This window comes from Desulfoscipio geothermicus DSM 3669, from assembly GCF_900115975.1.
Lineage (GTDB): Bacteria > Bacillota > Desulfotomaculia > Desulfotomaculales > Desulfallaceae > Desulfoscipio > Desulfoscipio geothermicus.
The window spans coordinates 98836-121843 of the sequence record NZ_FOYM01000003.1 but is presented as its reverse complement, the minus strand read 5'-3'; the positions used below and the strand labels follow the sequence as shown (position 1 = coordinate 121843).

The following is a 23008-nucleotide window of genomic DNA, read 5'->3' as shown; positions in this document are numbered from 1 at the left end:
TGGCGAGTATTTGTTCCGCTGCTATTGCCAGGTAGAGTTGACCGGAGTACCGGTCATAAAAGTGAAACCGGCTTTCACCTTGGTAATAGGCATACTGAAATACCAGCACATGTACGGGGTATCGCCACACCAGGCGGCAGCCTGCGTGATAGCCCGGCGGGGGGTCTGGGGTTTGATTACGAAAGAATTCCCAAATTATTGATAGGCAGGTTCATAAAAGTAAAAGAAGGTTTCGGTAAATTAAACAACTGGCAGCAGTGGTCTGCTGTCAAGAAAGCAATACTAAAGAATCTTAACAAGAAATTAACAAGAAAGGGGTGAACACCCTGGTTTTTTGGCAAGCCTACCGGAAAGAACTGTTAGGCATAGGGTAAATCCCATACTCATAAGTTTGCGCCAATGGCAGCAGTACACGCTGAAAAAAACTGCTGTCATAAGTTAACTACCAGAGGCAAGGGTAACACCCTTTTTTCGGGCAGGACGGTTGCCGCAAAGCAACCGGCGGTGATCCAAAAAGGTGAACCACCCGGAACACAGGCAAGAGTCTATGGCCTGGCAGTTAAATCCTGTGAAACTGCCGCCCGTTTGTCGGACGGGTGAAAAACTTATCGAAATCTGTTGTTGATAGATTTTGATAGGTTTTAGAAACCAGGCGGGTACATATGTCAATGAATGGTTTTATAGAAAGTCATACCCATGCCAGCATGGTGCCTTATGACGGGTTTAAATCTATGGCAGCGAAAGGGATAAACAAGGCGGTGAGTTGTGCCATCGTTATATCCGCCCGTCACGCGGAAAGCTATTTTGACCATTTCAGGATGATTTCCGGTTTTTACAGGCAGGTTGCTGCAACGTGCGGTGTGGAACTATTTTCGGCAGTCGGCATTCACCCCGTTGGAATTCCGGATGATTGGACCAGGGTAATTGACCGCTTGCCGGAATTTTTACGTGACGATACGGTGGTGGCAATTGGGGAGGTGGGGATGAACCATGCCTCGCCCCTGGAAAAGGACGTTTTGCGTGCCCAACTGGAAGTGGCGGTAAATCATAACGTGCCGGTTATAATTCACACACCGAAAGAAAACCGCCCCCACATAGTGGATATAACATTAAACATTGCTGTACAAGCGGGTATAGAGCCCGGCTTGCTGGTAATTGATCACGCCAATTTGGATATCATCAAGCAAATTAATGATTTTGGGGCTATTCCGGGCATAACCGTCAGGGAACAAAATATGACACCTGAAGTATTAGTGGAAAATCTTGATCTTTTTAAGAATGGCATGTTGAACAGCGATTACAGCAACATAATGCCCAATGACCCCGTGGGGTTGATAAAAGCAGTGGAATATATGCAATCCCGGCAAATTGATCTCAATATAATACAGGAAATGGCCGGGGGCAAGGCAGCCCGGGTTTATCGCCTGCCTGCCGGAGTTGATTAAAACTCAAGGCCGCCGGTCCTTCATGAAAAGTTCAAGTATTTATACGTAAACCTCAATAAATAGCAGGCGGGGGTTAATTATGAAAATATTAGGTATTGTAGGCAGTAAAAGAAAAAAAGGCAATACTTCCATTTTAGTGCAAGAAGCCCTTAAAGCGGCTAAAAGAGAAGGTATGGAAACAGAACTGATTTTTCTGGGCGATTATGTGATAAAAGACTGTATAGGCTGTGAGGGATGTAAAGATACTTATAAATGTGTGCTAAATGATGATATGCAAAAAATATATCCGCTTCTTTTGGAGGCAGACGGGATTATTTTAGGATCACCCACTTATTGGTATAATGTAACGGCTGATATGAAGGCTTTCATCGATCGTTGTTATAGCTTGGAAGTTTTTGCAGAGGATGACCGTTCTTGTTGGGTTGGCATAAATGAGGCATTAGGCGGTAAATATGCTGTTGCAATAGCTGTTTGTGAACAGCATGACGAAAAATATATGGGATTTACTGCCGAGGCGATGACAAAACCTCTTGTCGACTTGGGGTATAGAGTTGTAGATACTGTAAAAGCCATAAAACTCTTTAAAGCCGGAGAGGCTTTGGAAGATGAAAAAATATTGGAGAAGTCCAGAATAGCCGGAGAAAGACTTGTAAAGACATTAAAACTTAGAAAGGATATCGAAATAAAACTCAAATCTCAATTTCCGTTGAAAACTTCCATGGGGTGAGCATTATGATTGATTCGGATCTGAAAGATATTAAGGCTATTATAGAACGCACGAAGGACCAAATCTACCGGCTGAAACAGCAGCTGGTTGAGAGTTCCGACCCTGGGGAAAAACGTAAACTTAAGCGCCGGCTGAGGCAAACGCAAATTATGCAGTTGAAGTATTTGAATAAACTTGGCTGAAAGCAGTATTGGGATTAACCCGGCGTGCCCTGGTTTTGTGTGAAATTGACCTTCTGGCAGGAAAAGAATTGTAATGCATATAAAAACCTTGCTAAAAAATCCTATATTGGCATATAATCTTACTAGTTAATTAAAGATAGGAGGCGGAAGAATTTGGCCAAACATATTAAAACCATAAGCAAGCGCACGCTGCAGAGTACCGTTCGCGGCGGGGGCTGCGGCGAGTGCCGGACTTCCTGCCAGTCGGCTTGCAAAACTTCTTGTACCGTAGGCAATCAGGCTTGCGCAAATAAAAAACATAACTAAAGGTACCTGATCCCCAAGCGGGATGAGGTCTTTTTTTCGCTTCAGTAACTATTACCCGGTCTTGTTTATGGCTTTGCAGATGAATGGTAGGTGAATAAAGTCAAAAAAGGCGCGCATTAAGGAAAACTGATTTGAGGCGCGCCTTTCTTGTGAAGGGAATGATTGAATGATTCACGCTTTTACCTTTGACGATACCCATATAGTGCTGGATGTCAACAGCGACAGCGTGCATGTGGTTGATGAACCAGCTTTCAACCTGATAAAGGATTATTCCTGCATGCCGGCTGAAAGGCTGTTGCAAAAATACGGGCCTGTCTACGGCCCCGATACGGTGCGGGAGATAATACAGGAGATTGAGGAACTGGTCGCCCGCGGCATGCTTTTTGCGCCGGACCCGCTGCCGGAAGGCTACTTGCCGCCGGGTAACGGAACAGTGAAGGCGTTGTGCCTGCACCTGGCCCACGACTGCAACCTGCGCTGTCGTTACTGCTTTGCCGGCCAGGGGGATTTTGGCGGCGAGCGGGATTTGATGCCTTTGGAAGTAGGCCGGGCGGCCATCGACTTTCTCATGGAGGCCTCCCGGGACCGCCGGCATGTGGAGGTCGATTTTTTCGGCGGTGAACCCCTGCTGAACCGGTCGGTTCTCCTGGACCTGGTGGCCTATGGAAAGGACCGTTCCCGGGAAAAGGGTAAGGAAATAAAGTTTACCCTGACCACCAACGCGCTTTTGCTGGACCCGGAAATGCAGAGGTTTATCGGTGAAAATGACGTGGCGGTGGTGCTTTCCATTGACGGGCGGCCCCGGGTGCATGACCGGATGCGGACTACCCCCGCCGGCGCGGGCAGTTACCGGATTGTCATGGATAGAATCAGCCAATTTGTTCACTCTCCTTATTGCGGGGAATATTATATCCGCGGTACTTTCACCCGCTACAACTGCGATTTTTCCGCAGATGTGCAGCACTTGGCGGAAGCGGGGTTCGAGCATATTTCCGTGGAACCGGTGGTGGCCGGGGCGGACGCCGATTACGCCTTCCGGGAAGAAGACGTGGATGTTCTGTTGGAGGAATATGAAAGTTTAACCAGATATCTTTTGCAAAGGCACCGGCAGGGCCGGCCCGTAGATTTCTTTCACTTTAATATAGAACTGGAAAACGGCCCCTGCTTGCCCAAGCGCCTTACCGGGTGCAGTGCGGGCTCGGAATACCTGGCGGTGACCCCTGCGGGTGACCTGTACCCCTGTCACCAATTTGTGGGGCGGGAGGATTACAAGGTGGGCTCGGTGTTTAACGGCATTGTCAATAAAAGGTCGGCAGAATTGTTTAGCCACGCGCATATATATAACAAAAAAGAGTGCCAAAAATGTTGGGCCAAGTTCCATTGCAGCGGCGGGTGTCATGCCAACGCGCTGGCATTTAACGGCGACCTGCTGGAACCTTACCGGCTGGGATGTTTGCTGGCCCGCAAAAGATTGGAATGCGCGCTTTATCTTAAGGTTAAAACGCAGCAGGCTTGATAATATTTGGTTAAAGTTTAGGGTGGTTTATGCAAAGGGGCACTTGCCGGCCCTTTTTTTGTCTGCAAAACAAAAGTTTACGACATATAATTTGAATGTTATAATAAAAATTGTTTGGTTCGCGATATTTTTCCAAATTGCGTAAAATGAAGGAGTGATTTACAGCCAGTGATTCAGTGCGACAAGAAAAAATTTGTACATAAATTAACTAACTTACAAAAAAGTGTGCATCTACTGTTAACGGGATCCCGCAAAAAATTTTTGCTTTTACTGTTGATACCGCTGCTGGCTGCGCTGGCTTTCTTCGGACAGGCCGGCTGTGCCGTCGTCCTGAACGGTGAGGTTTTGGCGGTAGCTGCCGATCGGGAAACAGCAAAGGCGGCAGTGGAAGAGTATTTGACTATGCTGGAAAGAACCGGCGGGATGCCGGTAACTTTGAACGATGAAATCAAGTACCGGCCCACCTGGAAATTGCAAAAAACCGTAAGCGACAAAAAGGAAATTCGGCGGCTTTTGGCCGGTGCGCTTGGCAAGTACGAGGCCACCGGCATATTCGTTGACGGCAAAATGGTTGCGGTGGTCAAGGATAACGGGTCGGGTAAAAGGGTGCTTGAAAAATTATTAAATACATATGACAACCGGGGTAATGGGAATGTTTCATTCAAACAAAAAGTGGAATTAAAGCCCGTTGCAGCGGGCAAAGCGGAACTGTTAAGCGTGGAAGAGGCAGTGGAACGCATCCGGTTTGGCGGTACCGAGCCCCGCACTTACACGGTAAAGGAAGGGGATACCCTTTGGGATGTTGCTGCGGCGGTGCATTTGCCGGTGGAAGAACTATTGCAGGCCAATCCGGACTTAAAGCCTGAAACAATGCAGATTGGCCGGGAAATAAAGATTTCCCGGACCTCTCCTCTTGTAGATGTACTTACTACTTATACGGATACCCGCCGGGAAGAAATACTTTACCGGGTACAGGAAAAGGTTTCACCGGACCTGTTTTTGGGTGAACGCAAATTAGTGCAGCGGGGCCAACCGGGCTGGCGGGAAGTAGTTTACAACATTACCCTGGAAAACGGAGTGGAAAAGAGTAAAGAAGTCTTGCGGGAGAAGGTGTTAAAGGAACCTGTGCCCCAAATTATAGCTAAAGGTAACCGCAAACTGCTGGCCTTTCGGGGCGGAAACGGGCGTCTGGCCTACCCTACGGTGGGGGGCATCGTATCACCGTTCGGGGAACGCTGGGGCCGGACTCATGAAGGGGTGGATATAGGAGCCAATTACGGCAGCCCGGTGGTGGCGGCGGAAGCCGGCCGGGTACTGCGGGCCGGTTATCGCGGCGGTTATGGTTTATGCATTGATATTGCCCACGGTAACGGGGTGGTGACCCGGTACGCGCACCTTTCATCGGCGGCGGTAAAGCCGGGCCAGCGTGTGGAGCGCGGCCAGTTTATCGGCCGGTCCGGTTCATCGGGCAATTCGACCGGACCGCACCTGCACTTTGAAGTGCGGGTAAACGGAGTGCCCAAAAACCCGTCTTTATTCATTTAGCCGGTAAGGAAACTCTCCGGGCAGCGGGGGGGTGAAGCCAGCCGGCGAGCGTGGCTGCTGTCAGGGCGCTTTCCAGGTAATACTGTTTTCATGCCGCGAAATTTTTTGTATAATGGTTTGGTACGGTTGTTTGTAGCAAGGAGGCGAAAAACATGGCACAAAAACATACTAAAAGACCTTCCACAAGATTTACATCGTCCTTCGTTAATACAGCCAGGCGAAAAAAACAACAAAAAATTGTATTTGGTATCCTTACCGTAGTTTTAGGGATAGGCTTGGTCGGTTCATCCATGTTCTGGGCATTCGGCGGCAAGGGTGATCTTCCGACCGGACCCCGGGCGGCTGATGTACAGCCGGAGGCCACTCTGGAGGAAAAAATCGCCGATCTGGAAGCTCAGTTAAAGGAGGACCCGCAAAACTACCGGCTGGTGTTGGAACTGGCGGGACTTTACCGGGATGGCGGCAAGTTTCAAATGGCGGTGGACACTTACCTCAAAGCAATGAAAATAAACTCGGAAGATGCCAACTTGCGTAAGGACCTGGCTTCCACTTATTTTCTGATGGGTGAATATGACCAGGCCGTCAACCAGATGGAAGAGGTTTTAAAGCAAAAACCGGATGATGCCGAGGCACATTACTTGCTTGGCCAGTTCTGCGCTTATCGCAGCGACGACGGCCGGGATGTTGAAAGGGGTATTCGGGAGTTGGAGGAGTTTGTACGCCTGCAGAAAACCGGGTTGCATGTTGACAAGGCCAAGCAGTACATTGAAGAGCTCAAAGCGAACCGTGCCAATTAAAAAGAGGGCCAGGGTTTACCTGGCTCTTTCTGTTATTAATTACCATGGGAATTAAGGGTGCTTAATTATATAATTGATTTATCAATTGCTAGAAAGGTGAAAATTTCATGGCCCTGAAACAGTTTAAAAGCAAGGTATTGGAAACCCCTGTTCCCCGCTTGCCGAGGCTTTTATCTCTTTTGCTGGCGTTTTTATTCATGGCCAGTACGTTTTTGCTGTTCCGGGTGCCCGACAGTGTAAAGGGCTATATATACGGTCTGTTCCGGGAAATAGCCCGGGGACAGATGCTGCTGCGCACTGCCGGGTGGCAGCAAATAGAAGATGATTTAATGATTATTCGTTACCGGGGCGATGAGGAAGGGGCAAACCTGGTGCGGGAGACTACCAGGCTTTTTTACGAGCGTATCTGTGACGATTTTAACTACCTTCCGGAACGCAAGATTCCCATTGTGGTATATGATTCCCGGGAAGCGCTGAATGCTAGCTTTGGCTGGCCGGCCAGCGAAAACGCCATGGGCGTGTACTGGGGGGGTGTGATCAGGGTATTGGCTCCGCAAGTCTGGATAAATGAAAACGATCCGGACGCGGTGCGGCAGATTTTCCGGCAGGCCGGGCCGATGGCACATGAAATGACGCACCTGGTGCTGGATTACCTGGCGCGGGGCAATTACCCCCGCTGGTTCACCGAGGGATTGGCCCAGTATGAAGAGTATAAAATTACCGGGTTTATGTTTGGCCGGCAGGCAGGAATTTGGGATCGGGGATTGTATCCCTTAAATGTGATGGACCGCAATTTTGATGCCCTGCCCGACCAGGCGCTGGCTTACCGGCAGTCGCTGTCGGCGGTGGAATATATAGTGGCGGTCTACGGCGAGGACGGGTTGCATAACATTATAAAGAACCTGTCCCGGGGTGTAAGTTTTCACGATTCCCTGGAACGGGCACTGGGCGTGACACCGGGTCGGTTTGAAAAAGCATGGCATGCATGGTTGGCCGAGGGATTACAGCAGCCATTGTTCGTTAAGCGGGAGGATGAAATTTATCAATGGACAAACTGATCATCGACGGAGGCAAGCCTCTACGGGGAAAGGTGCGCATCAGCGGTGCCAAAAACGCGGCTCTGGCCATTTTATGCGCATCCATTCTGGCAAACGAAGAAGTGGTACTGGAAAACATCCCGGACATCAGTGATGTTCAGGTGATGATTGAAATTATCAAAAACATAGGCGCGGAAGTAACCTGGCTGGATAATTCTTCGCTGCGGGTAGTGGGGCCGTCCCGGCCGGCGGCCGATCCACCCTGCGCGCTGGTGAAAAAGTTGCGGGCTTCCAACCTGCTGCTGGGTCCGTTGCTGGCCAAGTTCGGGTATGCCAGGGTTTCCCTGCCGGGCGGCTGCAACATCGGCATCAGGCCTATGGACCTGCATTTTAAAGGTTTGGCAAGTATGGGGGCCCGGATGGATATCGAAGGCGGGTATGCAGTCGGCAGGGTCGACGGGCGGCTCAAGGGCGCCCGGATTTACTTGGATTTTCCCAGCGTGGGTGCCACGGAAAATATTATGATGGCCGCCTGCCTGGCCGAGGGACAAACCGTTTTGGAAAACGTGGCCAAGGAGCCCGAGATAGTTGACCTGGCGAATTTCCTCAACTGCCTGGGGGCCAAAGTACGGGGGGCCGGTACGGACATCATTAAAATCGAAGGGGTGCCGGAGCTGGGTGGGTGCCTGCGTTACGCCGTTATTCCCGACCGGATTGAAGCCGGGACTTTCATGGTGGCCGCCGCAGCCACCCGGGGGCACCTGGAACTGGAGAACATCATCCCGCTGCACGTGGAACCCATTTGCGCCAAGCTGCGCGAGGCCGGGGTGGATATAATCGAGGATTATGACGTGCTAACGGTGCGGGCCGGCGGTATGCTGCGCCCGGTGGATATCAAGACCCTGCCTTACCCCGGTTTTCCCACCGACATGCAGTCCCAGATGATGGCCCTTTTTTCAACAGTCGAGGGAACGAGTATTATTATTGAAAACATATTTGAAAACCGGTTTCAAATAGCCGACGAGCTGAAGCGGATGGGCGCCCGCATCAAGGTGGAAGGGCGCATGGCGGTGGTGGAAGGTGTGCCCGGCCTGCACGGCACCCAGGTCAAAGCCACCGACCTGCGGGCCGGCGCGGCCTTGGTGATAGCCGGCCTGATGGCCCCGGGGCGGACGGAAATATTTAACGCGCACTATATTGACCGCGGTTATCACATGTTGGAAGGAAAGCTGCGCTCCCTGGGAGCGGAAGTTGCGAGAGCGTAATGCGACAGGGGGGACGGTCCTCCGCTGTCGCAGTTTGTTTGCTTATGATAGAATATCTTAAATATTGTTTTAAGTGTGTAGGCTGTCAAAGATATTGAGGGTAAGCAAGGATATTGTTTTTAGGGCATGATAGTGAGCGATGTGACATTTCTGTGGCGACGAGGTGCGACCGACCGTGGATAACCTTCCCCTTGTCGCGCTCTGGGGGTTAAAATGAGGATTACCGTGGCCGCCGTGGGCAAATTAAAGGAAAAACACTGGCGGGATGCCATAAAGGAATACAGTAAACGGCTAGGAGCCTATTGCCGCTTGGAGATATGCGAAGTGCCCGACGAGGGTTTTGCCGATGGGCTGTCGGCGGCGGAAGAGGAAAAAGTCAAGGAGCGGGAATGGCAGCGCCTTTCCCGCTCCTTGCGTACGGGCACATACATAGTGGCCCTTGATGTACAGGGTGAGCAGGTAGCGTCGGAGGAATTGTCTGCCCGGCTGGATAAACTGGCTCTTGGCGGGCAAAGCGACATTACCTTTTTAATCGGCGGCACCCTGGGCCTGGCTGACCAGGCTTTGCGGCAGGCCAACTGGCGCCTTTCTTTTTCCAGGATGACCTTTCCGCACCAGCTCATGCGGGTTATTTTATTGGAGCAAATTTACCGTGCTTTTAAAATCTCGCGCGGTGAACCATATCACAAATGAGGCGAAATTTTAAGAATACTGAAGAAGCATAAGCTGCAGGAGGCGCTAAACGACATTTTTGTCCTGTGGCTTCTCTATGTATCGGATTTTCAGAAAAAGTTGTTTTTAGAGCATCCTGCGCGGGGCTTCAGTATTATTGATGGCACGGAAAAAATGGCTGGAATGAGAGATAAATTAATTCATTCATTGAGGATAGTAATAAATAAAAGACAAGAAGGGTCTGAAGCAGAACGGGAGCCCGGGTTGGGTCTCCCGTTTTTTCCACGCGGGCTATCGGGGCCGTGTGGGGTTGCCATTTTGGCGCGTCCGCTTTGGCCGAATTTTTCAAAAAATATTGCAAACAGGGAGGAATAATACAATAAAATAACGAATAGCATATTTGGTAGAGTGTAAAGCCTGATATACAGTTAAGCCTGTAAACCAAGTAAAAAATGTTTTAGAATGGCCGGGCGTTTTTGTCTTTGTGACTGACTTAACATATGCAGTTATTATTGCCATGTACCACCTATGGACGCAGGCTGGCTAATTAGTTAAAATATAGACAAGGTCTTACTATGGACAAGTATTTTAAATTTCTGGTAATAGTTTTTAAAGGCATTTTGAGCAAAGTTCGCAAAAAGTCATACCGCCGGGGAGGAATAATGCAAAATACAACGAATGCTTACTGTATAAATGATTAACCGCTCCTTAGCCCAAAGCGTTAAAGGACGTTTTTTGGTGCTGAGTTTTCGTGTCTTTGTGGACAGGTTTTATTTCCCGGTCGGCGCGGTACTTTTAGGAATTAAAGTTTGGGAAGGGCGGCCTTGTTGTCGGAGTTGCCATGCTGCTGTACTGTTATCAGAACAGACCTTTTTGTGTTAAAGAAAATTGTTTTAGCATACTCTTCCCGACTTTATTATTTATGCCTGGAAGGAGGTGTGGCGGGCTACAGGTTAGGCCATCTCAAAGATAAATTTTTTGGTAAGGTATTAAGCTTATATAACAAAAGGAGGTATTGCAGTGCCTTTTGAACCAAAAGAACCGCAAAAGGAAATAAAGTACTCTGAAATGCGGATTTACACTGACGAAGAATTGAACAACTACACAGAGGAAGAACTTAAAAATTTTAAAATTAAGCATGACATCCCCGACCTGGAAGAACTGGAAAAAGGTCCGTGGCCCAGCTTTGTGTCCGATGCCAAACAAGGCGCCCTGCACAGAAGGAAACTGGCCGACGACAGAATGTTGATCGACAGGGATGTTATCGAAGATATGCTTGGACAGCTTCAGGTTTCTTTTGATGAGGGTGAAACCCACTGGAAGCACGGCGGTATCGTTGGTGTGTTCGGATATGGCGGCGGCGTTATCGGTCGTTACTCCGACCTGCCGGAGAAGTATCCTTCCATCGCCCATTTCCATACCATCCGTGTTAACCAGCCGGCCAGTAAATTCTATAATACAGATTTCTTGAGAACTGTTTGTGATATGTGGGAGTACCGTGGCAGCGGTCTGATGAACCTGCACGGTTCCACCGGTGACATGGTGCTGCTGGGTACTACAACAGAGCAGTTAGAGCCGATCTTCTTCGAGCTGACCCATGAACTGGGGCAGGATATCGGTGGTTCCGGCTCCAACCTGCGCACCCCTTCCTGCTGCATCGGCAAGGCGCGTTGTGAATATGCCCTGTATGATACGCAGGCCCTGTGCTATGAATTGACCCAGTACTACCAGGATGAACTGCACCGCCCGGCGTTCCCGTACAAATTCAAGTTTAAATTTGACGGCTGCCCCAACGGTTGCGTAGCCTCCATCGCCCGTTCCGACATGTCCTTCATCGGCACCTGGAGAGACGACATCCGCATTGACCAGGAAGCCGTTAAAGCCTATGTGGCCGGCGAATACGTTCCCAATGCCGGTGCCCATGCCGGTAGAGACTGGGGTAAATTCGACATTCAAAAGGAAGTTATCGACCTCTGCCCCTCCAAGTGTATGGCTTATGAAGACGGCGAGTTGAAGATCGACAATAAAGAATGCGTCCGCTGCATGCACTGCATCAACGTCATGCCCAGGGCTCTTAAGCCCGGTAAAGACACCGGCGTCAGCATTCTTTTGGGAGCCAAGGCGCCCATCCTGGAAGGCGCTCAAATGGCTACATTGATTGTACCCTTCATGAAAGCGGAGCCGCCTTATGACAACATCAAAGAATTCATTGAGAAAGTATGGGAATTCTGGATGGAAGAAGGCAAGAACCGCGAGCGTCTGGGCGAGCTCATGCAGCGTTTCGGCCTGCCGAAATTCCTCGAAATTATCGGTGTGCCGCCTGCGCCGCATATGGTCAAGACTCCGCGTGAGAACCCGTACATCTTCTGGAAGGAAGAAGACGTACCCGGCGGTTGGAGCAGGGATATCAAAGATTATCGGGCCAGACATAAGAGATAGGAGGTTTGTGTAATGGCGTTATCTTTAGAAAGACTCGGCAAATACGATCCTAAGGATCCTCAAAAGAACAGGCTTACCGACCTGGGACCAAGGCACTTCTGGCAGTACTTCCCTCCTGTCATCCAGAATAACTACGGCAACTGGGCCTACCACGAAGTTCTTGAGCCTGGTGTTTTGGTACACGTTTCTGAAACGGGAGATAAAGTATACACCGTCAGATGTGGCGGCGCCCGGTTTATGACCGTGCAGCACGTTCGGGAAATCTGCGAAATCGCTGACAAGTATTGTGACGGGTATGTTCGTTTTACCACCCGTAACAACATTGAATTCCTGGTGGATAGTGAACAGAAATTGGATGCCCTGAAGAAAGACCTGCAAAGCCGTAAATTCGTCGGCGGCAGCTACAAGTTCCCCATTGGCGGGACCGGCGCCGGCGTAACCAATATCGTGCACACCCAGGGCTACATTCACTGCCATACCCCGGCCACTGACGCTTCTTCCATGGTCAAGGCCATCGCGGATGAGCTGTTCGAAGAATTTCAGAGCATGCATCTTCCGGCCAAGGTGCGGGTTTCCATGGCCTGCTGCCTGAACATGTGCGGCGCCGTGCACTGCTCGGACATCGCCCTGCTGGGTTATCACCGCAAGCCGCCCATTATTGACCATGACGTTATCAGCCAGGTCTGCGAAATTCCGCTGGCCATTGCCGCCTGCCCGGTGGGTGCCATTTCTCCGGACAAGACTCCTGAAGGCAAGAAGACGGTCAAGATCAAGAATGAGCGCTGCATGTTCTGCGGTAACTGTTACACCATGTGCCAGGCCCTGCCCCTTTCCGACAAAGAGGGTGACGGCGTGACCATTCTGGCCGGCGGCAAGCTGTCCAACCGGATCAGCCCGCCCAAGTTCTCCAAAGTTGTTGTGCCCTGGCTGCCGAACAACTTCCCGCGGTTCCCGGAAGTGGTGCGCGACGTCAAGAAGATCCTCAACGCCTACGCACAGGACGCCAACAAGTACGAGCGTCTGGGCGACTGGGCCGAACGTATCGGCTGGGAGAAATTCTTCGAGAAGTGCGGTCTGGAATTCACCGAGCATCTCATTGACGACTACCGCCTGGCCTATGATACCTGGCGGACCAGCACACAATTTAAATACACCGACGCTGCCTGGAATGTATCAAAAGCGGTTGGTGGGATAGACTAATCTTAATCAAGAATCAATATATGGGGGCAGACCTGTTGTGAATAATCATTGCATCAGGGCTGTCCCCGTATTTAAAAGGAGAGAGGTTTATTTATGGAAGATATCAAAAAAGCCATTGTGGAGTTTGCTGAAAGCAGTAAGAAAACCAAATTTTATTTCAAAGATATTGAAAAGGCCGTGCAAAAGGTTATTCCCGATGCTAAAATGCGGGAGATCAAGAAGGCCTGCACTGCTCTGATCAACGACGGAACCTTGATTTACTTCTCCACCGGCAGCAGCACCATGTATGGTCTCAAGGGCCGGGGCATGACTGAAGATCCGGAATAAAATTATTTTGGGAGGCTGCTAATCATTGGGACGGCAGCCTCTCTTCGTAATCGAGTTTTATATTATTGATGAGTAGTCAGAATTCAGAATTCAGAATTCAGGATTATTGAATTAAGAAATATTGCGTAGCTGTACTATAAATATAATTTGTTCTGAATTCTGACTCCTGAATTCTAAAAAGAAAGGCTGAATGTCTGAATATGAAAACACCGCAGGATTCCAATGATTTCATTCAGGAACAAGTGAACCTGTTAAATGAAAACCCGGAATGCGCCAACGCGCAATACAACCTGGGTGTAACGCTCATGCAACAGGGAAAGTTCAAAGAAGCCATTGAGTTTTTTGAAGAAGCCATATCCAACAGCGGTCGTATGTTTGAGGCCTGCGTCAACCTGGGCTATATTTATTTTAAACTGGGGGATTTGGAGAAAGTGGTTCAGGCCAATAAAAAAGCCGTGGAGATAGAGCCCCGGTATGCCCGGGGCTATGCCAACATGGGGTTCGCCTATCTGCAGATGGCCCGCACCGACGAAGCCATTGAGGCGTTGAATAAGGCCATCGAGTTGAACCCGCATATGGCCCAGGCCTGGAGCAACCTGGTAAACGCTTACCTGCAAAATGATGACGTGGACAAGGCCGTTGAAGTTGGAGAAAAACTGGTGGAAATAGCCCCTGATTTTGCTCTGGGGCAAAACAATCTTGCCTTTGCTTATTACCTTAAACAAGATTACGAAAAGGCTGTCGAGCACCTGGGCAGGGCCATGGAACTGGGCTTCAAGCCCCATCCCGAATTTATTAAAGAACTGGAGCCGTATCTTAAAAATGACTGAATTCAAGGATCTGTTTCAAGAGTATGAACTGCTGGCAGCAAAGGCGGATCAGGCTTTTCAGGAGATGCAGCAAGAACATGGCCCCTGCATCAAGTGTGACGTCCGGTGCTCCGACTGCTGCAATGCGGTTTTCGGCCTGTTTTTAATTGAATCTGCTTATTTAAATAAACATTTCAATGCGCTGGATGAAGGGAGCAGGCGGGAAATTCTCGCCCGGGCGGATAAATTCGAACAGGAATTTCTGGAAATGCAGAAAAGACTGCGGGAGCTTGGCGATGACTCCCAAAAAGCGGCTGCTGCCATGGCCAGGGAGAGAATCAGGTGCCCGCTGCTGAATGATGAGCAAAAATGCTCGCTGTATGACCACCGGCCCATCACCTGCCGGGTTTACGGCATTCCTACCATCATCAATGGAAAAATTCATGCCTGTTGGAAGGCGGGGTTTGAAAAGGGCAAGGCCTATCCCGCATTCAACCTGGACGGCATATATAAAGAACTTTATAGATTATCCACAAAACTTTTGGAAAAAGCCGGCAAAAATGATGCCGAAAGGGCGTCTCTACTGGTATCCGTGGCCAGTGCGCTTAAAACGCCCGGGGACAATATGTTGGACGGGGTCTGATATTTTGTGAATAAAAAGGGGACAGGTACCGTAAAAGGGGACTGGCTCCGATTCGTTTTGTGAATCGGTGCCTGTCCCCTTTTTATTTCTTCAGCTTTTTAAGTGCCTCGGCGGCCAGTTGGCCGATTCTCCTTTTCTCAATGCAGCCGTTCATGTATATACCGACTTCATATCCGTCTTCAGTCAAACGGTTCAATGCTTCCCTGGCCTCGGCTGCGCCCAGGTTCAGGTTCCGCGCCCCCAGGTTGCCGATGAGCAACAAGGTATAGCCCCGGGTGGCCGGATCGTCGGCATGTACATACTTCAAAAAATAAGCCAGCGATTTGTCGATAAGATCGTTATTTTGGGCCGCTATCTTGGCCAGCACACGTAGCACGCCGGGCCGAAGCGCCGGCTCTTCCTCCAGGAACTGGTACAGGACGGGAATGTACCCGGCAAAAATGTCGGGTGCGTTGCTGATGATCTCCCCGATGGCGTCTACGGCTCCCCAACTTGAAGAACCAAAATCGGCATTGGTTACGGAGGTAACCATTCTTTGCATCAGGTTGGAGACAGGCCCCGGTCTGGTTTGGGCGATAATGCCGCATACCTTGCCCAGAATATCCGCCGCTCGCAGGCGGAGCAACTCGTCCCCCGAGTAAAGCAGGCGTTGCAGATAACGGAGCACTTTTGTGTCCCGGGTGGCTGTCTCCAGCAGCGGCGCATATTCATACCGGCTTACCAGGTCTTCGATTTCCTTTTTGGTAAGGGTTTTGGCAGCATTGGGCCGGTAGGTTGAATCGCCGGTGACTGCCGCGGGCCTGGACCTGTCCAATCTTTTTTGCACGCCCTGCCCGGTGACCTCTTGAATATCGTTGTGCAGCCGGATGAAATAAAGGGCGCCGGATACGCGTCTGCCCTCGTAGGAGCCCGTTGGTATGATGAAATTGCTCTCCATATCGTAGTTTTCCACCAGTTCCTCCAGGTAGTCCTCTCCGGGCAGCAGGTTCCAGGCCAGATCCCAGTCCATGTTACAGGCAAACACCAGGGCCTCGGAAAAAGCCGCGCCCAAATTGTGCCCGGTGGCGTCATATGCGTATACAGCGCCGCAGGAACACGACCCGACGGGCATTTCCCCCGGTCTTTTCACGTCCGGCTCACTGGGCCTTGCAATGGCTGTTCCGCAAAACGGGCATGTCGGCCTGACCCTGGCGTCCCGTGCCGTGTATCCCGTGGTGGTCCTGTTTCGGAAATTGCTCATGGGAGATTAATTAACTCCTCTTATATTATTTGCGTTAATCGCCGTAACCGGGTATTTCAAAGGATGCGCACTTATTGCCCGAACTACACGACTTGGTGGAAATCTTTGCCTTGCTGCCGCCCTTGCCCTGCCCCATAACATAATTGGTTGAACTGATTACGCGCTCAAAGGATTCGGCGCCGCATTCGGGGCATTTTATGTCAGCCTCTTCGCGCGAGCCGATAATGAACAGTTTTTCAAAAAGCTTGCCGCATTTCAGGCACCGAAACTCGAAAATCGGCATAATTATCATCCCCTCAGGATATAGTCAAAGTTTGCCGGGTAAACCTTGCTTGTTTCACTTTTAAAGTATAACAACAATGGCCGATACGCGTCAAATAAGTTTCGCCCCCGGCTATCGGGTAATAAAACGATTTATTGTTGACAAGAGTTCATAAATAAACTAATATATAAATGAACATATGATCATAACTACAAGGAGGGGTTTTTGGCATGCGCAGGTTTGTTTGTACCGAATGCGGTAAAACCATTGAGGTGAACTGGTGCACGAAACAACGCGGTCGGGACATGAAATGCCCGGACTGCGGCAGCCGGATGTACAGGGACCACATTGGCGGGCAAAAGCAAAGCGGAACCGGTGCGGGTGTGCAGGTTGAACATAACGCCTTTGTTTACGGGAGCGGGCAGGGGCCCGGGCCGGGCAAAGGATGTCGGACCCGGGGGCGGGGGAAATCTTGCGGCAGGCCCGTACAAGGTCGCGGTTTGCAAAAACGCTGTCGGAGGGCGGTATAAATGAGGATAGCGATCAGTGCTGCCGGGGCCGGCCCCGATGCTCCGGCAGAAGAGCGCTTCGGGCGTTGCGCCTGGTTCGTCATTTTTGATGAACATGGGAACGTGCAGGAATCCATTGCCAACACAGCCAGGTCAAGCGCGGAAGGGGCCGGCGTGAAGAGTACCCAGTTATTGCTCAGGAACAACATAGATGTGGTTTTGACCGGCAGGGTAGGGCCCAAGGCCATGCATGCGATGCTCAATGGCGGGGTTGTAGTGTATACGGGCGTCGCCGCCACAGTAAATGAAACGCTGGAAAAATATTTGAACGGTCAAATGAAACCCCTGGCTGTGCCCAATGCCCGGCAGCATGCGGGCGATACCCGTTCGGAGCGGCTGGCAACATGATCATCGCCGTAGCCAGCGGCAAGGGCGGCACCGGAAAAACCACCGTTGCCACAAGCATGGCATTATCCCTGCAGGATATGAGCAGCGAGGTTACTTTTATCGATTGTGACGTTGAAGAGCCCAACGGTCACATTTTTCTTTGTCCCCAGATCACTGGAAGCGATAATATATACATTGAAGTGCCGGAAATAGACCGGCAAAAATGCACCCGGTGCGGGAAATGCGCGGATTTATGCGCCTTTAACGCCCTGCTGGCCACAAGTGACGAGGTAATAGTTTTCCCCGAGTTTTGTCATGGCTGTGGCGGCTGCCGTTATTTCTGCCCCGTCGAAGCCGTCACCATGATGCCGAAGAAAATCGGGACAGTGGAAAAGGGTCTTGCCGGGCGCGTGAAATTTGCGCGCGGGCGCCTTGAAGTCGGGGCGGCGCTGAGCCCGCCCGTGGTGGATGCGGTAAAAAAGCATTCCACCGACCAGGGCATCATTATATTGGACGCTCCCCCCGGTACATCATGCCCGGTCATCCATTCCGTGCGCGGCAGCGACTTTTGCCTGTTGGTTGCCGAGCCGACTTCTTTTGGGTTAAATGATCTGGACTTGGCCGTGCAGATGGTCAGAAGCCTGGGAGTGCCCTGTGGGGTATTGATAAACCGCGCTCGTGAACGCTCGTGTTTGATTGAAAAGTATTGCCGGGAGCATGAACTAAACGTATTAATGAAGATCCCGCTGAGTAAAGACATTGCCGGGGCTTATTCCCGAGGCATACCGCTGGGCGCGGTGGACGGGAAGTGGAACAAGGCCTTCAGGCGGATTTACCGGGATATTAGGGAGCTGGTGGCCAATGAAGGAAATAACCGTTATCAGCGGTAAGGGCGGTACCGGGAAAACCAGCGTTACAGCTTCTTTCGCCGTGCTGGCGGAAAACCACGTCATAACGGACTGTGATGTTGATGCCGCCAACCTGCATCTCCTGCTGGCACCGGAAATTATGGAAGTAAAAAAATACTGGGGGATGCCACGGGTGGAAATTAATGCCGCCAAATGCACCGGGTGCGGGCTTTGCGAAACGTTATGCCGTTATGATGCCGTAAGCGGCGGCGCGGTGGATAAACTTTTGTGCGAGGGCTGCCTGGTTTGCTATCACGCCTGCCCCGCCGGTGCGATGCGCCCGGTGGAGAATCTGGCCGGGGAATGGTACCTTTCCCGTACCAGGTACGGCCCCTTTGTGCACGCCCGCCTGGGTGTCGCCCAAGACAATTCCGGCAAGCTGGTGGCCCGGGTGCGCCAAAGGGCCCGTGACCTGGCGGAAAAGACGGGCCGAAATTTAATTATTACCGACGGCCCGCCCGGCATCGGCTGCCCGGTAATCTCCGCGCTGGGTGGTACCGATTTGGCCCTGGTGGTGACCGAACCCACCCTTTCCGCCATGCATGACCTGGTCCGGGTGCTTGACCTGGCGGCGCATTTCGGCGTGCGGGCGGCGGTTTGCATAAATAAGTGGGATATTAACCCCGATAACTGCCGGGCGGTGGAAGATACCTGCCGCGATATGAATGTGCCCGTGCTGGGCCGGATTCCCTACGACCCTGCTTTTATGGCCGCAGCCCTGGAAAAAAAACCGGTCATAAAAATGACGAGTACGGTGGTAAATGACATTATTTCACTATGGGATTGCGTTAAAAAAGAATTGGGTTTATAGTTATAATCGATGGTCCGTAATCGGCATTTGATACTTATACTTCAGTAACACAGGGGGAGAGGAAAATGGCACAAGACGAAAAATGCAGTACCTGCAACCAGAAGTCTGAGGGCTGTTCGCCGGACAAATGCGGGATCGATAAGCTGCCCCAGAATGATTACAATGAAATTAAACACGTTATCGCTGTGATGAGCGGCAAGGGCGGTGTGGGTAAATCTTCCGTATCCGCGCTGGTGGCGCTGAACCTGGCCCGCAAGGGGTACCGGGTGGGCATACTGGACGCTGATATCACCGGCCCCAGCATTCCCAAGCTGTTTGGTCTGAGCGGCCGGCCGGAACACGACGGAAATGTGGTATTCGCCAAGCAAACCGATGGCGGGATCAAGGTAATGTCTCTGAATCTGCTGCTGGAGAGCGAAGACCAGCCCGTCATCTGGCGGGGCCCGGTGATCGCCGGCGCCGTTAAACAATTCTGGACGGACGTGGCCTGGGGTAAACTCGACTTTCTGGTGGTGGACCTGCCGCCGGGCACGGGCGACGTTCCCTTGACCGTTATGCAATCGCTGCCGCTGGACGGCGTGATTATTGTCACATCACCCCAGGACCTGGCCAACATGGTGGTCAAAAAGGCCGTCAATATGGCCAACCACATGAACGTCCCGATCCTTGGCTTTGTGGAAAATATGAGTTACCTGCGCTGTCCCGATTGCGGCAAAGAAATTAAAGTGTTCGGAGAAAGTCATGCCGCTGCGCTGACCACGTCCATGGGACTGCGCCTGCTGGAAAGGTTGCCCATTGACCCCGCCCTGGCGGAACTTTGTGACGCGGGGCGTATTGAGAATTATGATAAGGAGCTCTTTGCCAACCTGGATGAAATAGCCAAAAAACGGGTGACTAACGTATCGTAACTATTACTCCGCCCGGGATATATGCAGTTTACGACAAAGCCGCCTTTTGAGCAGGCGGTTTTGTTTGTTTGATATGCCACCGGTCTCCTATGGACTTGCCCGGCACAAAGGTATAAAATAATTATACAAACATTTAAAATATATAGAACAACATCAGGCGGCTTCTGGTATATTATGTGCGTTGACACGCCGGATAAATACATGCTACTCTACAAATACCGGTATTTTAAACAGTTGCTTGTATACTTATATAAATGATTATTTGACGCAAACAGCGCCGCCGTATAAGGATGTACCAAAATCGGCGGCTGTTTTACTTTACCGGCATGACACAATGATCGTATTTTTTAGTGCGTTTTCGCTTATTTCTGAAAAAAAACAGGTTATCTACTGGCTTTATGGAAGGAATAATTTCGCAGGTAACGAATAAGGTATAGGGGATTTATACTGTTTTCCCGTCGTTTATTTAATGGAGGCGGTTTCGTCCGGGGAGGAGAAGTTAGGGGCGGGCTGCCTGCAGGAAATGTACAAACATAATTTTGCTAAGGAGGTGAACGTGGTGTACCGGATTACTATCGACGTTGACAAGTGTGAAGGCTGTGGTGAATGTGTAGACAACTGCCCAGCTTCCGTTCTGGAGATGGAAGGCGGCAAAGCCGTTGTGGTGAATGCCGATGACTGCCTTGGCTGTGAGACTTGTGTTTCCGTGTGCCCCAATGAAGCAGTAACTGTGGAAGAAGTGTAATTTTTTAATGAAAATGTGTGTTAAAGGAAAAGGCACTGGTGTTATGACAAGTACACGCAGGGCTATGCTCCGAGGGAGGTGTGCGAGTGAAGTTATTAATTGGACAAATACTTCCGTATATTACTGTGACCCTGTTTACCCTGGGGATATTGTATCGCCTGGGGCGCTGGGCGGGCGCGCGCATTATTCATAATATTACGCTGTCGCCCTGGCTGGATACCAACGGTCAGGTTGCCGTAAGGATAGGGTCAGAGGCTTTTTTGTTCCGCAACCTGTTTAAGTTTGACATAGGTTTATGGGCCGGTGCCTTTTTAATGCACTTTGCCCTGCTGAATATTCTCGGCGGGCATATTGTGGGCTTCGGCTTATTGGGCGAGCAGTTTGCATTAATCCCGGGCCTGGGTATCAGCCCGGAACTCAGTAAGGAAATGTCCGATTTACTGGGTACGGTTTTTGGTATTTTATTATTTGTTGCACTATTGTATTTACTTTACCGGCGAGTCGCCATGGAAAAGGTAAAGCTGGTCACCAAGACCAGCGACAACCTGTGGTTGATTTACCTGCTGGTGCTGGTGGGCGTCGGCAATATCATGCGCCTGTTCCACCCGTTCCACGTTGAATACGAGCTGGTGCGCGATTACATTGTGGCGCTGGCCCTGTTCCAGCCCGTAGTGAACATGGAATTGTTAAACAACGGGTTTTTCCTGGTGCACTACCTGCTGGTGCAGATTTTGTTGATTGTATTCCCGTTCAGCAAGCTGATGCACCTGTTCGGTATGTTTGCCGAGCGCTGGATTGTCAACCGGGTATACAAGGATCCCGCCCCCGGTTTGCCGAATGTTGACGTAGCGGCAGCCCGCAAGGCCGGCCTTGGCTTGCCTTCCGGTGACGCTGTCGAAGGGGGGATGTAAGTAATGCCTGAATATAAAGGGATGGTACAACCGGTTCGGGCTACAGATGATGAAATGCGCAAAATCCACATTGAACCGGTGCCCGATGAGCAAAAGCCGGAAAAAGCGCTGGAATTCCTGGATCAAATCCGTAAAAAGTTTCGTTCCTTTGTCATGGCCATGGAGTCCTGCACCAAGTGCGGCCAGTGTGCGGAAAATTGCCACACTTACCTTGGCACCCGGGACCCCAACAATATTCCCACCAACCGGGCCGAATTGATCCGTAAGATTTACAAGCGGTACTTTACGCTGGAAGGACGCTGGTTCGGCAAACTGGTGGGCGCCGAGGACATCAATTTGGATGTGATTGAGCAGTGGTATTCTTACTTCTACCAGTGCAGCCAGTGCCGCCGCTGCGCGCACGTTTGTCCTTTCGGCATCGACACCTGCGAGGTGACCTTTATCGGCCGCCAGCTGCTGCACTGGCTGGGGATCACCCCCAAGCTGCACGCCAGCGTGGGCGCGGCCATGGAGAAAGTGGGGAACCACACCGGCTTACCCAAGCCCGGTATCGTGGACACCCTGGAGTTCATGTCCGAGGAAATTATGGACGAGTTCGGCGTGGAAGTGGAATTCCCCGTCGACAAGCCCGAATCCGACATTATGTACATTCCTTCCTCGGCGGACTTTTTGCTTAACCCTTACACGCTGATGGGCGCGGGGATGTTCTTCACCTATATCGGCGCCAACTGGACCATCCCCAGCACCGTTACCGAGGCCGGCAATTTCGGTCTGCTGTTTGACCAGTATTACACCCAGCGCGGTAACGTGATGCGCCTGTTAAACGCGGCCCAGGAACTGGGGATCAAGAAAATTGTCTGGGGCGAATGCGGGCACGGCTGGCGGGCCGCCAAAATGTACATCCCGTCCTTGGCCGACAGGCCGGTGCGCTGGCCCATCACCCATATACACGATGAAATTGCCGATATGATTCGTAAAAATGAGTTGAAGCTTGATCCCAACAAAAACAGTAACCCGGTAACGCTGCACGACCCCTGCAACTACGTGCGGGCCTGCGGCCTGAATGAGAATATGCGCACCATTATCCGCAAAGTTACCGTTGATTTCAGGGAGATGTCGCCCAACGGTGAAAATAATTTCTGCTGCGGCGGCGGGTCGGCCATATTGTTTGACGACCCCGAAATGTACCAGCGCCGCATTCTGCTGAGCAGCAAGAAAGCGGAGCAAGTACGGGCCACCGGAGTGGGCAAAGACGGCAACGGTATCCTGTGCGCGCCCTGCTCCATCTGTAAGGCCCAGCTGTACCCGATGGTGGAAGAGCATGAACTGGGCGTTGAGGTCAAGGGATTGGTGGACCTGGTGGGCAAGGCCCTGGTCTGGAAATAGTGGTCATCTGGTTAACCATGTGATGGGGGTG

25 protein-coding genes are annotated in these 23008 nt (G+C 51.1%); 23 read left to right on the top strand and 2 right to left on the bottom strand.

All coding sequences use genetic code 11. The features are described from left to right. The first annotated feature begins 662 nt into the window (after positions 1 to 662). The 15 genes from BM299_RS02920 to BM299_RS02855 all read left to right on the top strand — a co-directional run bounded on the left by BM299_RS02920 (position 663) and on the right by BM299_RS02855 (position 14910). The gene (locus BM299_RS02920; protein ID WP_245779620.1) at positions 663 to 1445 is read left to right on the top strand and encodes a TatD family hydrolase; all 783 of its coding nucleotides are present in this window, start codon (positions 663 to 665) and stop codon (positions 1443 to 1445) included. 79 nt (positions 1446 to 1524) lie between these two features. After that, positions 1525 to 2172, top strand: coding sequence for a flavodoxin family protein (locus BM299_RS02915; protein ID WP_092481966.1), 648 nt, complete (start codon positions 1525 to 1527; stop codon positions 2170 to 2172). A 5-nt stretch (positions 2173 to 2177) separates the two neighbouring features. Next, positions 2178 to 2354 carry a hypothetical protein gene (locus BM299_RS19195; protein ID WP_165608150.1) on the top strand — a complete coding sequence of 59 codons (177 nt, stop codon included), beginning with the start codon at positions 2178 to 2180 and terminating at the stop codon, positions 2352 to 2354. A gap of 153 nt (positions 2355 to 2507) precedes the next feature. Next, on the top strand, positions 2508 to 2660 hold the full coding sequence (gene scfA, locus BM299_RS02910) for a six-cysteine ranthipeptide SCIFF (protein WP_092481965.1): 153 nt from the start codon (positions 2508 to 2510) through the stop codon (positions 2658 to 2660). 166 nt (positions 2661 to 2826) lie between these two features. Next, positions 2827 to 4176, top strand: coding sequence for a thioether cross-link-forming SCIFF peptide maturase (gene scfB, locus BM299_RS02905; RefSeq protein WP_092481964.1), 1350 nt, complete (start codon positions 2827 to 2829; stop codon positions 4174 to 4176). Between the two features lie 168 nt (positions 4177 to 4344). Next, positions 4345 to 5721, top strand: a complete 1377-nt coding sequence (locus BM299_RS02900) for a peptidoglycan DD-metalloendopeptidase family protein (RefSeq protein ID WP_092481963.1) — start codon at positions 4345 to 4347, stop codon at positions 5719 to 5721. 152 nt (positions 5722 to 5873) lie between these two features. Then, the gene (locus BM299_RS02895) at positions 5874 to 6518 is read left to right on the top strand and encodes a tetratricopeptide repeat protein (RefSeq protein ID WP_092481962.1); all 645 of its coding nucleotides are present in this window, start codon (positions 5874 to 5876) and stop codon (positions 6516 to 6518) included. Positions 6519 to 6625: 107 nt separating this feature from the next. Then, positions 6626 to 7576, top strand: coding sequence for a peptidase MA family metallohydrolase (locus tag BM299_RS02890; RefSeq protein WP_092481961.1), 951 nt, complete (start codon positions 6626 to 6628; stop codon positions 7574 to 7576). Beyond that, a complete protein-coding gene (gene murA / locus BM299_RS02885) occupies positions 7564 to 8820 on the top strand; it encodes a UDP-N-acetylglucosamine 1-carboxyvinyltransferase (protein WP_092481960.1) in 1257 nt (418 codons plus the stop codon). The genes BM299_RS02890 and murA overlap by 13 nt, the downstream gene beginning before the upstream one ends. A 213-nt stretch (positions 8821 to 9033) precedes the next feature. Then, entirely contained in the window at positions 9034 to 9513 is a 480-nt protein-coding gene (gene rlmH, locus BM299_RS02880) for a 23S rRNA (pseudouridine(1915)-N(3))-methyltransferase RlmH (RefSeq protein ID WP_092481959.1), read from the top strand. A 999-nt stretch (positions 9514 to 10512) separates the two neighbouring features. Then, a complete protein-coding gene (gene dsrA, locus BM299_RS02875) occupies positions 10513 to 11931 on the top strand; it encodes a dissimilatory-type sulfite reductase subunit alpha (RefSeq protein ID WP_092481958.1) in 1419 nt (472 codons plus the stop codon). Between the two features lie 12 nt (positions 11932 to 11943). Continuing rightward, the gene (dsrB, locus tag BM299_RS02870) at positions 11944 to 13131 is read left to right on the top strand and encodes a dissimilatory-type sulfite reductase subunit beta (protein WP_092481957.1); all 1188 of its coding nucleotides are present in this window, start codon (positions 11944 to 11946) and stop codon (positions 13129 to 13131) included. A 93-nt stretch (positions 13132 to 13224) separates the two neighbouring features. After that, entirely contained in the window at positions 13225 to 13458 is a 234-nt protein-coding gene (locus tag BM299_RS02865; RefSeq protein WP_092481956.1) for a dissimilatory sulfite reductase D family protein, read from the top strand. Positions 13459 to 13658: 200 nt separating this feature from the next. Further along, positions 13659 to 14288, top strand: coding sequence for a tetratricopeptide repeat protein (locus BM299_RS02860; RefSeq protein WP_092481955.1), 630 nt, complete (start codon positions 13659 to 13661; stop codon positions 14286 to 14288). Continuing rightward, positions 14281 to 14910 (top strand): YkgJ family cysteine cluster protein, encoded by a 630-nt coding sequence (locus BM299_RS02855; protein ID WP_092481954.1) that lies wholly within the window; start codon positions 14281 to 14283, stop codon positions 14908 to 14910. The genes BM299_RS02860 and BM299_RS02855 overlap by 8 nt, the downstream gene beginning before the upstream one ends. Positions 14911 to 14992: 82 nt before the next feature. On the opposite strand, the gene BM299_RS02850 is transcribed toward BM299_RS02855, so the two are convergent. Together BM299_RS02850 and BM299_RS02845 are read right to left on the bottom strand one after the other, a co-directional pair. Then, on the bottom strand, positions 14993 to 16150 hold the full coding sequence (locus BM299_RS02850) for a DVU0298 family protein (RefSeq protein WP_092481953.1): 1158 nt from the start codon (positions 16148 to 16150) through the stop codon (positions 14993 to 14995). Between the two features lie 34 nt (positions 16151 to 16184). Beyond that, positions 16185 to 16433, bottom strand: coding sequence for an FmdB family zinc ribbon protein (locus BM299_RS02845; protein WP_092481952.1), 249 nt, complete (start codon positions 16431 to 16433; stop codon positions 16185 to 16187). Between the two features lie 209 nt (positions 16434 to 16642). On the opposite strand from BM299_RS02845, the gene BM299_RS02840 reads away from it, so the two are divergent. The 8 genes from BM299_RS02840 (at position 16643) to BM299_RS02805 (ending at position 22977) form a co-directional block, all read left to right on the top strand. Beyond that, on the top strand, positions 16643 to 16942 hold the full coding sequence (locus BM299_RS02840; protein WP_092481951.1) for a hypothetical protein: 300 nt from the start codon (positions 16643 to 16645) through the stop codon (positions 16940 to 16942). Continuing rightward, complete coding sequence (locus tag BM299_RS02835) at positions 16943 to 17329, top strand: NifB/NifX family molybdenum-iron cluster-binding protein (protein WP_092481950.1); 387 nt, start codon at positions 16943 to 16945, stop codon at positions 17327 to 17329. Continuing rightward, entirely contained in the window at positions 17326 to 18198 is an 873-nt protein-coding gene (locus tag BM299_RS02830; protein WP_092481949.1) for an ATP-binding protein, read from the top strand. The genes BM299_RS02835 and BM299_RS02830 overlap by 4 nt, the downstream gene beginning before the upstream one ends. Continuing rightward, positions 18170 to 19027, top strand: coding sequence for an ATP-binding protein (locus BM299_RS02825; RefSeq protein ID WP_092481948.1), 858 nt, complete (start codon positions 18170 to 18172; stop codon positions 19025 to 19027). Before BM299_RS02830 ends, BM299_RS02825 begins: the two co-directional genes overlap by 29 nt. 65 nt (positions 19028 to 19092) lie before the next feature. Then, positions 19093 to 19935, top strand: a complete 843-nt coding sequence (locus BM299_RS02820; protein ID WP_092481947.1) for an Mrp/NBP35 family ATP-binding protein — start codon at positions 19093 to 19095, stop codon at positions 19933 to 19935. A 559-nt stretch (positions 19936 to 20494) separates the two neighbouring features. Further along, a complete protein-coding gene (locus tag BM299_RS02815) occupies positions 20495 to 20680 on the top strand; it encodes an ATP-binding protein (RefSeq protein ID WP_207545105.1) in 186 nt (61 codons plus the stop codon). 86 nt (positions 20681 to 20766) lie between these two features. Beyond that, a complete protein-coding gene (locus BM299_RS02810; RefSeq protein ID WP_092481946.1) occupies positions 20767 to 21591 on the top strand; it encodes a respiratory nitrate reductase subunit gamma in 825 nt (274 codons plus the stop codon). Between the two features lie 3 nt (positions 21592 to 21594). Next, on the top strand, positions 21595 to 22977 hold the full coding sequence (locus BM299_RS02805) for a (Fe-S)-binding protein (RefSeq protein ID WP_092481945.1): 1383 nt from the start codon (positions 21595 to 21597) through the stop codon (positions 22975 to 22977). The last annotated feature ends 31 nt before the right edge of the window (positions 22978 to 23008 follow it).